Source organism: Caballeronia sp. RCC_10, assembly GCF_041360715.1.
Lineage (GTDB): Bacteria > Pseudomonadota > Gammaproteobacteria > Burkholderiales > Burkholderiaceae > Caballeronia > Caballeronia grimmiae.
In genome coordinates this window covers 76922-89589 of record NZ_JBFUPT010000007.1, presented here as the reverse complement: position 1 = coordinate 89589, position 12668 = coordinate 76922, and the positions used below count along the sequence as shown (strand labels likewise).

Genomic DNA, 12668 nt, shown 5'->3' with positions numbered 1-12668 from the left:
AGGACGGGGTTGTGATGACATGGTTCGCTGAGGCGCGCGGCGCGCTTGTGTAATGAGACGGCAGGTTATGAGCAACTATTGTAGCGAGTAGCCGGCCGGCTTCGCCCGCGCGCGAAGCATCGAAGATAAAGAAACCGAACGACCGTCACGCGCCAAAGCCGCCCCGCCCCGGTGATACACTCGCACCACACTTTCCGCCATCCATTTCCATGAAATTCTGTTCCGTCTGCGGCCATGAGGTCGGCCTGAGCATTCCGCCCGGCGACAACCGCGAGCGCTATGTGTGCGGCCATTGCGGCACCGTGCACTACCAGAATCCGCGCAATGTCGTGGGCACGGTGCCGGTGTGGGACGACAAGGTCCTGCTGTGCCGCCGCGCGATCGAGCCGCGCTACGGCTACTGGACGCTGCCCGCGGGCTTCATGGAAATGGACGAGACGACGAGCGAAGGCGCGGCGCGCGAAACACTGGAGGAAGCCGGCGCGCGCGTCGAGATACAGAGCCTTTTCACGCTGCTCAACGTGCCGCACGTGCATCAGGTGCATCTGTTCTATCTGGCGCGGCTGCTCGACATCGAAGTCGATGCCGGCGAGGAAAGCCTCGAAGTGCGTCTTTTCGAGGAAAGCGAGATTCCGTGGGACGAGATCGCGTTCCCGACGGTCGGGCAGACGCTGCGCTTTTTCTTTGCCGACCGCGCCGCCGGCAATTTCACGCTGCATACGGGCGATATCTTCCGCACCCTGCGTGAAGGCTGAAGCAGCGCCCGCCGATCATGGTCCCCTGGCTCGCATTTGACGATCCGTTCCCGCCCGTCGAGCGCGCGCTCGGCGCATCGAGCGGTGCGCCGGGCTTGCTCGCCGCGAGCGCGGATCTGCTGCCCGCGCGTCTCATCGACGCTTACGGGCGCGGCATTTTTCCGTGGTACTCGGACGGCCAGCCGGTGCTCTGGTGGAGCCCCGACCCGCGCATGGTGCTCGTGCCGGCCGAGTTCAAGGTGTCGCATTCGCTGCGCAAGACGCTCAAGCATGTGGTGCGCGATCCGCTGTGGGAAGTGCGCGTCGACGACGACTTCCCCGCCGTCATGCGCGCGTGCGCGCAGACGCCGCGCGAGGGCCAGCGCGGCACGTGGATCACGGCGGATATCGTGGATGCGTACACGTCGCTGCATCGCCAGGGGAAAGCGCATAGCGTGGAGACGTGGTTCGACGGCGTGCGCGTCGGCGGGCTGTACGGCGTCTCGTTCGGGCGCATGTTCTTCGGCGAATCGATGTTCGCGCACCGCACCGATGCGTCGAAAATCGCGCTTGCCGCACTCGTCGGACACTTGCGCCGCAACGAAATAGAGATGATAGACTGCCAGCAGAACACGTCGCATCTGGCGTCGCTGGGCGGCCGCGAGATTGCCCGCCGCGCGTTCGTCGCGCATCTGCGCAAGGCAGTCGCCGAACCGCCCATTGCCTGGCGCTTCGACAAATCCGTCCTCGCCGGTCTCATCGAGACGCCCGCGCGCTGACGCCTTCGGCGCGTTGCGTCCCGCCAGGCGCGACGCTTGCAACGCAGTACTGACGACAAGCACGATTAGCCAGGCGCCGCTTGCCAACAAGCCGGCGATGCCGGCCACGAGAGACGACGCCTGCGAGAGCCTCCAACGTGACACATCCGAACGAGCTGCCGCTGTCACCGCTTTCCGCGCTGCAATTCTATGCAACAGCGCCTTACCCTTGCAGTTATCTGGAAGGGCGCGTCGCGCGCTCGCAAGTCGCGACGCCGAGCCATCTCATCAACTCCGATGTCTACACGGAACTGGTCAAGGCCGGTTTCCGGCGCTCGGGCGTGTTCACCTATCGCCCTTACTGCGACGGCTGCCGCGCCTGCATTCCTGTGCGCGTGCCGGTCGGGCGCTTCGTGCCGAATCGGGCGCAGCGGCGCGTGTGGAAGCTGCACGGCGATCTCGTCGCGAGCGTTGCGCCTTTGCATTACGACGAAGAGCATTACGCGCTCTATATGCGTTACCAGTCGGCGCGGCACGCGGGCGGCGGCATGGACCGCGACAGCCGCGATCAGTACGAGCAGTTCCTGCTGCAAAGCCGGATCAACTCGCGGCTCGTCGAATTCCGCGAGCGGCCCTCGCCGGACACGCCGGATGCGCCCGGCCCGCTGCGCATGATCAGCATGATCGACATCCTCGGCGACGGGCTCTCGTCGGTCTATACGTTCTTCGAGCCCGATATGCCGAAGACGAGCTTCGGCACGTTCAACATTCTCTGGCAGATCGAGCAGGCGAAAAGCCTCGACTTGCCGCACGTCTATCTCGGCTACTGGATTCGCGAAAGCGAAAAGATGGCGTACAAGGCCAATTTCCGGCCGCTGGAAGGGTTGATCGACGGCCACTGGTCGCTGCTCGATCCCGCCTCGACGCACTCGGCGGGCGCACTGCCGATGCCCGGGCGCATGAACGGCCCGAGCCAGCCGAAATAGCCGCCGCGCGTCCGGGCGCTTCAGGCAGTCCGGCAGACGCGCCAAAGCCGCTAAAATAGCGGTCTCAAAAAATTCGCCGTCGCCGGCTTTCATTTCGTGTTCAGTTCTCTCTACCCGCTCGCGCGTTCGCGCCTCTTTCGCATGGACGCGGAAGACGCGCATCACCTGACGCTGCGCATGCTCCGCGCGGCTGGCCGCACCGGACTCGCCGGCATGCTCGGCAGACACGGCCCCGACTCGCCCCGCACGGTGATGGGTCTCACGTTCAGAAATCCGGTCGGCCTCGCGGCGGGTCTCGACAAGGACGGCGCGTGCATCGACGGGCTCGCGGCGCTCGGTTTCGGCTTCATCGAAGTGGGTACGGTCACGCCGCGCGCGCAGCCGGGCAATCCGCGTCCGCGCATCTTCCGGCTGCCGGAAGCGGGCGCGCTCATCAACCGGATGGGCTTCAACAACGGCGGTGTCGATCAGTTCGTCGCGAACGTGCAGGCCGCGCGTTATCGCGGCGTGCTGGGGCTCAACATCGGCAAGAACGCGGATACGCCGATCGAGCGCGCCGCCGACGATTACCTCTACTGTCTCGAGCGCGTTTATCCGTTCGCGAGCTATGTGACGATCAACATTTCGTCGCCGAACACGAAAAACCTGCGTCAGTTGCAGGGCGCAGGCGAGCTCGACGCCCTTCTCGGCGCGCTCAAGGACAAGCAGCAGCGCCTGTCCGACCTGCACGGTAAGCTCGTGCCCCTTGCGCTCAAGATCGCGCCCGACCTCGACGACGAGCAGATCAAGTCGATTGCCGGCACCTTGCTCACGCATCGGATCGACGGCGTGATCGCCACCAACACGACGCTTTCGCGCACCGCCGTCGCGGGCATGCCGCACGGCGACGAAGCGGGCGGGCTGTCGGGGCGTCCGGTATTCGATGCATCGAATGAAGTGATTCGCAAGCTGCGCGCGGAAGTGGGCGCGGATGTGCCGATCATCGGCGTGGGCGGCATTTTTTCGGGCGCGGATGCGCGCGCGAAGCTCGCGGCGGGCGCATCGCTCGTGCAGATTTATACGGGGCTGATCTATCGCGGGCCGGCCCTCGTCACGGAATGCGTCGAGGCGCTTGCATAGGAATATCGACATAAGCAAACGATCTGACGCGCGGCTTGCGTTTTATCTATGATGCCGCACCTATCGGGCGTGCCGCGCGAGACACGCGCCGCCCACAAGCCAACACCAGGAAAACAACACGATGAAACTGTCCACGCTCAAGAAGCTCGTCGCCGCCAGCCTGATCGGCGCATCCTTCACCGCCGTCACCACGGCTGCGCATGCCGAGGATCTGCTCGATCAGGTCAAGCAGCGCGGCACGCTGCGCGTCGGCCTGGAAGGCACGTTCCCGCCGTTCAACTCGAAGTCGCCGTCGGGCGAGCTCGTCGGTTATGACGTGGACATCGCGAAGGCCGTCGCCGCGAAGCTCGGCGTGAAGCCGGAGTTCGTCACGACGGAGTGGAGCGGCATCATCGCGGGCCTGCAGGCAGGCAAGTTCGACGTGATCGTCAACCAGGTCGGCATCACCGACAAGCGCAAGGAAACGCTCGACTTCTCGCCGGCGTACACGTACTCGAACGCGCAACTGATCCAGCGCGCGGACGACAAGCGCGAGTTCAAGTCGCTCGAAGAACTGAAGGGCAAGAAGCTCGGCGTCGGCCTCGGCACGAACTACATGGACATGGCGAAGTCGGTGCCGGGCATCGACGTCAAGACGTATCCGGGCGCGCCGGAATATCTGCGCGATCTGGCTGCGGGCCGTCTCGACGCCGCGCTCAACGACCGTCTGATGCTCGCGTATCTGCTCAAGAACTCGCAATTGCCGCTGCGCACGGGCGCGAGCGTCGGCGCGGGCAACCCGTCGGGCATTCCGTTCAAGAAGGGCAATCCGAAGTTCGCGAAAGCGATCGACGACGCGGTGACCCAGCTCGAGAAGGACGGCACCTTCGCGAAGATCTCCGACAAGTGGTTCGGCATCGACGTGACGAAGCCGGCGAAGTAAGCGCGGGCTGACCGGCATTCGGCAGTGGGCGGCATCGTTTTGCGGTGCCGCCCTTCTTTTTTGGCGTCCGGTTTATGATGGGCGCTTTGCGCGCGGCGCTTGCTTCGGATTCGCGCGCTTTCCGCTTACGTTTCCCCTTTCATGTCCACGACTTCCCTGCTCGTTCAATCGGCGCCGGTGCTGGCGCAAGGCGCGCTACTGACGATCAAGTTCGCGCTCTATTCGATGTTCTTCGGCCTCATCGGGGCCGTCGTGCTCGCGTTGATGGGCATCAGCCGCAACCGAGGCCTGGTCGCCATCGGGCGCTGCTACGTGAGCATCATGCGCGGCACGCCGCTGCTCGTGCAGATATTCGTGATCTATTACGGCTTGCCTAGTCTCGGCATCTCGCTCGAACCGACGCCCGCCGGTGTGATCGCGCTGTCGGCGAACGTCGCGGCGTACCTGTCGGAAAGCATGCGCGGCGCGATTCTCGGCATCCATAGCGGGCAATGGCTCGCGGCGTACAGCCTCGGGTTGTCGCGCACGCAGACCCTGCGCTTCGTGGTCGGGCCGCAGGCGCTGCGCATCGCGGTGCCGAGCCTGTCGAACAGCCTCATCAGTCTCATCAAGGATACGTCGCTCGTGTCGGTCATCACCGTCACGGAGCTTCTCAGAAGCGCGCAGGAAGTGATTGCATCGACGTATCAGCCGCTGCCGCTCTATCTCGCTGCCGCGTTCGTCTACTGGGTGCTGTGCAGCGTGCTAGAAGTCGTGCAGCGCGTGTTCGAGCGGCGTCTCGCGCTGCCGGGACGCCACTAGCGCGCCGCTGACGGTCAGTCGGTCTCGAAGGGAAAGCGCACGCCGAGATCGCGCCGTGCGGCGTCCATGATCGCCATCATGCGCATGGACGTCGCGTGCGGCATGACCGGGCTTTCCGTCGCGCCGGCGCGCAGCAGTTCGCAGAAATGCGCGGTCTCGTAGTTGAGGCCGCCGCCCGTGAACGGCTCGTCCAGTTCGACCGTGCGCCCGTCCGTATAAGCGATGGTCGCGCGCGCCGGATTCCACCAGTTCTCGTGAATCGTCACCGTGCCGAGCGTTGCGCCGATCAGCGCATCGCCGCGCCCCTGCATGTCCAGCCCGCAGAAGGTCTGCGAAATGCCGCGCTCGTGGCGCACGTTCAGACTCGCGAACACGTCGACGCCCGTTGCGCCGACCCGGCCGATGGTTTGCACGTCGATCGCCTCGCCGAGCCAGTCGACTGCGAGAAACGCCTCGTAAATGCCGATATCGAGCAGCGCGCCGCCGCCCGCATCGAGCGAAAACGACGGATGATCCGCTGGCACATTCGCCATCGAGCAACCCGCGCGCACGAGACCGATATCGCCGATCGGATCGCTTTGCAGATGCGCCTTCAGACGGCGATAGAGCGGATAGAACGGCGGCTTCATCGCCTCCATGAAGAGCAGCTTCGATGCGCGCGCCGCATCGATCATGCGCTGCAGCGTGCGCGCGTTCACGGCGGCGGGCTTTTCGCACAACACCGGCTTGCCCGCTTCGAACGCGCGCAACGCGTAATGCGGGTGACTGTCCTGCATCGTCGCGATATATAGAGCGTCGATGTTGTCGAGCAGCGCGTCGAAGTCCTCGAACGCACGCGCGCCAAACGGCTCGGCGAGCGCGCGGGCAGGTTCCGGGCGCCGCGACCACACGCCCGCGAGCGTCGCGCCTTCCACGTGTTGCAGACTGCCGGCGAAGCGCTGCGCGATGCGTCCCGCGCCGACGATGCCCCAGCGGATCGTTTCGAGATTGGTGTTGGTATGCGTCAAGCGCGCCTCCGCGTTGTGTTCGTCGTGCGGGGCATTGTGCCTGAACACGCGTCGCAGAAAGCACAAAGCCGGGACTTCTCCCGGCTTCGCTCGGACAGCATGGTCGCCCTTCGACGGGCGATGGCGTCAGACGCCTGCGGAAGCGTTGACGTCCGGCGGCGTCGCGCGCTCGCCCATGCGCTCGAGCGAAAATGCGCGCCCGACTTCCTCGGCGGCGAGATCGACGAGCGCCCGCGTCGCGCGCTCGGCCCCCGCCGGGTCTTTTGCCTCGATCGCTTCGACGACGTTCAGCTGCGCCGCGAGCGTCGCTTCGCGCACGGACTCGATGCCATCGACGATCGGATTCACCGTCACCAGCGCACCGCGCACGATGGCCGTCATCTGCCTGAAGAACTGATTGCCGCTCGCGGCCACGATGCGCGTGTGCAGCACTTCGTCCGCCGCCTGATAGCCGGGCTCGCCGACATGCAGGCGCGACAGCGCCTCGAAAGCGTCGCGGATGCCGGCGATTTCATCGGGCGTCGCGCGGGCTGCTGCGAGCGCGGCGGCGCGCGGCTCGATCAACATGCGGAATTCGATTACATCGCGCAGAAACGTCTGATCGGGCTTTGCGCGAAAGCGCCAGCTCACCACGTCTTCGTCGATGAGACGCCAGTCGCTCATCGGGCGGATGCGCGTGCCTGTTTTAGGCCGCACGTCCAGCATGTGCCGCGCGAGCAGCATCGAGAGCGCCTCGCGCATCACGGTGCGGCTTACGTCGAATTCTTTCGAGAGAATGTCCTGCGGCGGCAATATCGCGCCATATTTTTGCTCGACGATCCCGGAGACGAGTCCGTCCATGACTTTCGCCACCAGCGACCGCTCTTTGTTTTCATCCATTACGCTTCTCCCCTTTCCGCCTGTCCGTAGCCGTGTGTGTCCGTGCGCATCGCATCGCTTCGCGCGTCCCTTGGCGGCAAGGCACGATGACTGCTTTCGCATTCGATCATCGCGCTATACGTTGCGTCTTCGTGGCGTCGAAAACCAGTCGGGGGGACTCCTGACAGGGTAATCCCTCTCGCCTTTGCACGAATCGCCGCCGTATCTGCCGCTTGCCTTGTCCGTCCGCTTGTTTCTCTTAGCTGCGCTTGCGCCGCGCGCGTGCCTCCATTCATCAGCAAAACTGAGGAATGGCGGCACCGCAGCGCGGCGCTGGCGTTCACTATTTTCGGCCGTGGTATTCGCCGGCCGCTGATACAGTCATTTGAGCAAGCATCCAGTAGGCTTTCTGTGCGAACGCGAACGCTCACCGGATTGGGGGTGGCTATTGTATGACGCGTTGCAGCGAATATCGTGCAGTGCTTAGTACATTCCCCCGACGAATGCGACGCTGGAAACCGCGTTTATCTGCACTTTATGCGGCGCCGTTGGTGGAGCGCGTGCGCCTTGCGTCGATTCGCATCGACCGATGATCGAGCGACTGGCGTTCGGCCAGTGTTTGCTGATAAACCGTCATGTAGTCGCCCGCCACGCGCTCGACCGACAAACGCTCCAGATTCTCTGTCGCACGCACTGCGTACTGGCCGCGCGCCTGCGAATCGATCAGCAGCCAACGCAGCTTTGCCGCGAACTGCGCCGGATCGCCCGGGGGCACGAGGACGCCGGCCGCGCCATCGTCGAGCAAATCGGGGATGCCGCCCACGCGCGTCGCAACGATTGCGCAGCCGGCTTCGCGCGCCTCCGCGATCACGAGCGGGCACGGGTCCTGATGCGAGGCCAGCGCGAACACATCGGCGCACGCGAGATACGGACGCGGATCCGCGACAAAGCCCGTGAACTCCACTGCATCTGCAATGCCGAGTTCGGCGGCGAGCGCTTCCATGGCGCTGCGCTCGGGCCCATCGCCGATCAGGTACAGGTACGGCGCCGGCAGGAATTCGCGCTGATCCTCCGACTGCGTGCGTACCAGCGCAAAGGCCTTCAGCAGATCGGCGATGCCTTTGCGCCGATACAGCCCCGCGACGCACACCACGTTCGGATGCCTCAACCGCACTTGCCTCGCCATCGGCCGGCACACGAGCCGTGGCGCGCCGACCGCACCGTTGAGCACGACCGAGAGCCGCTCCTTGCCGATGCCGCGCTCCTCCAGCGTGAGCGCGACGGCGTCGCTCACGGCGACCATGCGATCGCCGGCGCGCACCAGCGATGCGCTCTTCTGCAACTCATGATGCACCGTCGTCACCAGCGCGAAACGCCGGCGCATGCTGCCGAAGCGCGAGATGAGCGCGCCCGTCATCATGTGCGCGTGAACGATGTCGGGATCGAAACGATCAATGAGTCTGTTGAAGCCCGCGATCATCGACGGCACGCGCCAAGGCTGGCGCGACTGCTGAAGCGGAATATGCGTGATGCCATGCCGGCGCAAGAGCGGCTCGAAACCGCCGCCCGACGAAGCCACTACCACGTCCTGCCCCATCCGCGCCTGCATGCATGCGAGGTCCACCATCATGTTGACGGTGCCGTTGCCGATGGTCTGCGCGTGACTGGCGAGATGAACTATTCGCATGGGGGAGCAGGTTGCACGCGTACCCGTCATACGTGAGTACGCCGGGCGCGTAATTCGTTATTTTTCTGGAATGGAATGACGGATGGCGCGCGAGCGGCTCGACGCGCGCCGGCACGGCTTACAGCAGTTCGTACGTGTCCGCGAATGCGCTTGCGCCGATCTGACGTTTGCCTGAGCCTGTCGCTTCGCGCGCCTGACGGCTCTTTCTCGTCAGACCGATAAAAGGCATCCCGTGTTCAAGGAAAGGTCCTTCGGTCTTTCTGAAGCCGAATGCTTCATAGAAACCGCGCAGGCTGGCGGGCGCCGTCAAACGCACGGCGCGGCCGGGCCAACGTTCCGCACAGACGGCAAGCACGCGTTCGATGAGCGCATGCGCGGTGCCGTCGCCACGACGCAAAGGGCTTGTCAGTATCTTGTCCACCACGACTTCCGGATCTTCGACATCGCCTTCATGAATGCGCGCATAGGCCAGCACTGGCATTGCACGCGTCATGTCGTCGGTGGCGAAGACATGTACGCCGGTTTCATCGCGGCCGTCCGCATCGAGATGAACATGCGATTGCTCGACGACGAACACCGCACTGCGCGCGCGCAGAATCAGATATAGCTCGCGCGCAGTGAGCTGTTCGAAATCCAGGATTTTCCAATTCATGTTCTTTTTCTCCTTGCTTGCCGGTTATCCCGGCGTTGACGATTGAACGTTAAGTCGCGCGCGGCAATGTTTCAGTGCGCGGGCGCACCGACGCTCGACGTTGCAGCCCCGTCAAATAAGGCCTGAAGCGCATTGGACGTTCGGGGAAAAAACGTCTTTCAAAACAGCGCCACATACGTCGAAGCGTCTTGCGGAAATTCACGCAAGGACTGCGCACGTGTGTCGATTGCGCTCGCGTCGTCAGGCACCTTCATGGGAAAATCAAAATGCATACCGCCATCGAACGCGATAGAAACGCAGGTAAAAACAACGAGGACTTCGAAACGCACGCGGTATCGGTTGCCGGCTTCTCCGGTCCCGAGGTCACACCATGAGCGCGTTTCATACCAGCGCTATGACGACTTCCAGCGTCAGTCGTTCACGCGTGGTTTCACTCGACCCGCTGCGCATGCGTGCGCGGCGTCATCGTGCGCACGAGTTGCATCACGGTGAGCGGATCTGGCGCGATGGTGCAAGCCCTGTCGATCTATGGATCGAGCTTCTTCACGGCAACGGACTCGAGCCCCATGCGGCGCTCGCCTTCACCGTCATGCAAGACTTCGAAGACGATCAGTTCACGCTCGCTCGGCTGCCGCAGGAAGACATCGAAAAGCTATACGGATTGCAGGTGCAGGAGCTATCGGTGTTCGATTCGCTCGAAGAACGCGCCATCGTGCAGACGCGGCGCAAGAACATCGTGCTCGTCGAAGTCGATGCGTTCTATCTGCCGGATACGCGCGGCCTGTCGTATCGCTCGGAACATGCGAAGACGACCATTGGCATCGACGTGATCGATGCCAATGCAAAGCGGCTCGGCTACTTTCATCACACGGGCTATCACCTGCTCCATGACGACGATTACGACGGCGTCCTGAGAACCAACGCCGCGCATGAAGCGGGACAATCCGGTGCAGCGGGCACGGTGCAAGGGCAGACGCTCTTTCCTCATGTGGACTTCGTCAAGCGCGTGCGCGATCCGCTGTCGGGGACGGCGCTGGCGGAAGCATCCGCTGATCTGCTTTGCGCGCATCTTCTGCGGCGTCCGTCGCATAACCCGATCGAACGATGGCGCGCCGCGTTTCCCGCACACGTCGAAACGATGCTCGCGCGAGGCGAACCCTATGCGCGCCTCTATGCGTGCAACGTGATGCGTCAGCTCGGCGCGAACTTCGAGCTGCTCGCGCATTACCTGCAGTGGATGCGCGAGCAGGGCTTCGACATTCCGGTGTCCACGCAACTCGGCGCACGCAGGATCGCAAGCGAAGCGATGGTCATGCAGTGCCGTCTTGCGCGGGCGCTGTCGCGCTCGGAAGCCGACATGTGCGATGCATCGTTCGACGCGATGCAGGAAGCCTGGGAGCGGGTCGTGCCGCCATTGGCGGATATCGTCTGTTGATCGTTTCATGGCGCGCCTAAGCCGGCACTTCGACCGCTTGTGTCGGCGCAAAACCAACATCGAGTCATGGAACGCGAATATGTCATTCGCATGTCATCGGCATGTGATGAGATGAATGGCGTCGAACATTGTCCTCGATGAAACGTTTCTGTGCGGTCGCACCACGGTTCTCGTCAGTCGAAAAAGCACGATACGTCGGTTCCGGGGCGCAAACGTTTTACGCCGGCGTCGATTTCGTCAGCCGGGAGTGGAGCGTCCGGCAGAGGCTTATGTGGGGCGCAGCACGCCACGCCGTGGTGCGCCAGGGCGCATTGGAACGAGGCCTTGCTCACAAACTCTTCGAAACGTGCAGCCGGCGCAACGTTTGGGCATTTCACGAGAATCGGCCGCGTCGACTGTTCGTCGCCCCGAAAGCCCCGTGCGCAAAGGCTCGAACGGATCTCACGAATACCCGCGCAGACCACGCGTTCGCCAGGCCACCAAACGGATGGAACACGGATGAATCAATTTTATTTATCCCTACGATAGTAGGTGTCCGCTCGGGATGGCGGTTCTCTGCGAGGCTTATCGCACGGTGATGACCGAAGATCGGGCCGCGGATTCGCGGGATTGCGCTGACCATAGCCCTCGCGGCGCATTCGTATTCTTAAGACCACCGATGTTCAAGACTGAAACAAAAGCGAAGCGCTGCGCCGCATCACAACCAGCACGCCGACGACGAGGCCCCACCAGCATTGACGTTGCCCGCATTGGCACAGTCCTCGCTAAAAGAGTCGCGCAACCCGAACCGACGCGACCAACTAGATCAACTCAAGCGAGGACGGGCTGCTAACGGGGCTGGTGTGAGGCGTTTTCGGTAGCGGCAGCAAGCCGCGCCAGAGAACGGTGACACCAGTATAAAAAGTGAAGCGCAACGCGCGAAGTTACGAGAGAAAAAATCATGCTGACCCTCCAGTCCGACCTGCACGGCAACCACCTGCTTGGCGCGCTCCCCGCGCACGAATGGCAAGCGCTGACTCCGCATCTCGAACTCGTTCAACTCCGCACTGAACAACTGCTCTGTGACTCGGGCCAACGCATTCATCACGTGTACTTTCCGACGACGGCCATCATCTCCCTGCTTCACACGATGGAAGACGGCGGCTCGGTCGAAATCGCCGCCGTGGGCCGCGAAGGCATGACCGGTGTGCCGGTGCTGACGGGCGGCGAGACGATGCCGACTCGCGTGCAGGTGCAGTGCCCCGGCTTCGCTTATCGCATGAGCGCGCAGGCGCTGCGGGATCAGTTCGGCCGCTCCGACTTTCTGCGCCGCCTGATGCTGCTGTACATGCAAGCCCTGCTTACGCAGGTTGCTCAGACCGCGGCATGTAATCGTCACCACTCGCTGAACAAGCAACTGTGCCGCTGGCTGCTGATCGAGATCGACCGGACCGCATCGAACGAATTGCAAGTGACGCAGCAACTCATCGCCGACATGCTGGGCGTGCGTCGTGAAGGTGTGACCGAAGCGGCGGGCAAGCTGCACGACGCGGGCCTCATCCATCACAGCCGCGGCTGCATCAAGGTCGTGGATCGCGAAGGTCTCGAAGCGCGCGCCTGCGAGTGCTACGGGCTGGTCAAGCGCGAGTTCGACCGCCTTCTGCCGCGTCTGCGTGCGCAGGAAGCCGTGTCGGCGTCCAGCGTCTGACGATGCAGATGCAGACGCGCAA

Annotated in this window: 13 protein-coding genes; 8 read left to right on the top strand and 5 right to left on the bottom strand. The window is 63.5% G+C overall.

Going from position 1 to position 12668, the window contains the following annotated elements:
- Positions 1–209 precede the first annotated feature (209 nt).
- The 6 genes from AB6804_RS15090 to AB6804_RS15065 all read left to right on the top strand — a co-directional run bounded on the left by AB6804_RS15090 (position 210) and on the right by AB6804_RS15065 (position 5320).
- Positions 210–755, top strand: coding sequence for an NUDIX hydrolase (locus AB6804_RS15090; protein ID WP_370887107.1), 546 nt, complete (start codon positions 210–212; stop codon positions 753–755).
- A gap of 17 nt (positions 756–772) precedes the next feature.
- The gene (aat, locus tag AB6804_RS15085; RefSeq protein ID WP_370887106.1) at positions 773–1513 is read left to right on the top strand and encodes a leucyl/phenylalanyl-tRNA--protein transferase; all 741 of its coding nucleotides are present in this window, start codon (positions 773–775) and stop codon (positions 1511–1513) included.
- 137 nt (positions 1514–1650) lie between these two features.
- Positions 1651–2478 (top strand): arginyltransferase, encoded by an 828-nt coding sequence (locus AB6804_RS15080; protein WP_370887105.1) that lies wholly within the window; start codon positions 1651–1653, stop codon positions 2476–2478.
- Between the two features lie 96 nt (positions 2479–2574).
- Positions 2575–3597, top strand: coding sequence for a quinone-dependent dihydroorotate dehydrogenase (locus tag AB6804_RS15075; RefSeq protein ID WP_244794585.1), 1023 nt, complete (start codon positions 2575–2577; stop codon positions 3595–3597).
- Between the two features lie 121 nt (positions 3598–3718).
- On the top strand, positions 3719–4519 hold the full coding sequence (locus tag AB6804_RS15070; protein ID WP_035970512.1) for a cystine ABC transporter substrate-binding protein: 801 nt from the start codon (positions 3719–3721) through the stop codon (positions 4517–4519).
- A gap of 141 nt (positions 4520–4660) precedes the next feature.
- On the top strand, positions 4661–5320 hold the full coding sequence (locus AB6804_RS15065) for an amino acid ABC transporter permease (RefSeq protein WP_370887104.1): 660 nt from the start codon (positions 4661–4663) through the stop codon (positions 5318–5320).
- Positions 5321–5334: 14 nt separating this feature from the next.
- On the opposite strand, the gene AB6804_RS15060 is transcribed toward AB6804_RS15065, so the two are convergent.
- The 5 genes from AB6804_RS15060 to AB6804_RS15040 all read right to left on the bottom strand — a co-directional run bounded on the left by AB6804_RS15060 (position 5335) and on the right by AB6804_RS15040 (position 9853).
- Entirely contained in the window at positions 5335–6393 is a 1059-nt protein-coding gene (locus AB6804_RS15060) for a Gfo/Idh/MocA family protein (protein ID WP_370887103.1), read from the bottom strand.
- 60 nt (positions 6394–6453) lie between these two features.
- Positions 6454–7206 (bottom strand): FadR/GntR family transcriptional regulator, encoded by a 753-nt coding sequence (locus tag AB6804_RS15055; RefSeq protein WP_370887102.1) that lies wholly within the window; start codon positions 7204–7206, stop codon positions 6454–6456.
- 514 nt (positions 7207–7720) lie between these two features.
- Complete coding sequence (locus tag AB6804_RS15050) at positions 7721–8872, bottom strand: glycosyltransferase family 4 protein (RefSeq protein WP_370887101.1); 1152 nt, start codon at positions 8870–8872, stop codon at positions 7721–7723.
- A 118-nt stretch (positions 8873–8990) separates the two neighbouring features.
- Positions 8991–9524: a GNAT family N-acetyltransferase gene (locus AB6804_RS15045; protein ID WP_370887100.1), complete on the bottom strand. Its 534-nt coding sequence runs from the start codon at positions 9522–9524 to the stop codon at positions 8991–8993.
- Positions 9525–9682: 158 nt separating this feature from the next.
- The gene (locus AB6804_RS15040; protein ID WP_370887099.1) at positions 9683–9853 is read right to left on the bottom strand and encodes a hypothetical protein; all 171 of its coding nucleotides are present in this window, start codon (positions 9851–9853) and stop codon (positions 9683–9685) included.
- 95 nt (positions 9854–9948) lie between these two features.
- Between AB6804_RS15040 and AB6804_RS15035 the strand changes: the two genes are divergently transcribed.
- The gene (locus AB6804_RS15035; protein WP_370887098.1) at positions 9949–10959 is read left to right on the top strand and encodes a DUF1839 family protein; all 1011 of its coding nucleotides are present in this window, start codon (positions 9949–9951) and stop codon (positions 10957–10959) included.
- A gap of 940 nt (positions 10960–11899) precedes the next feature.
- The gene (locus AB6804_RS15030; protein WP_035970502.1) at positions 11900–12646 is read left to right on the top strand and encodes a Crp/Fnr family transcriptional regulator; all 747 of its coding nucleotides are present in this window, start codon (positions 11900–11902) and stop codon (positions 12644–12646) included.
- Positions 12647–12668 lie beyond the last annotated feature (22 nt).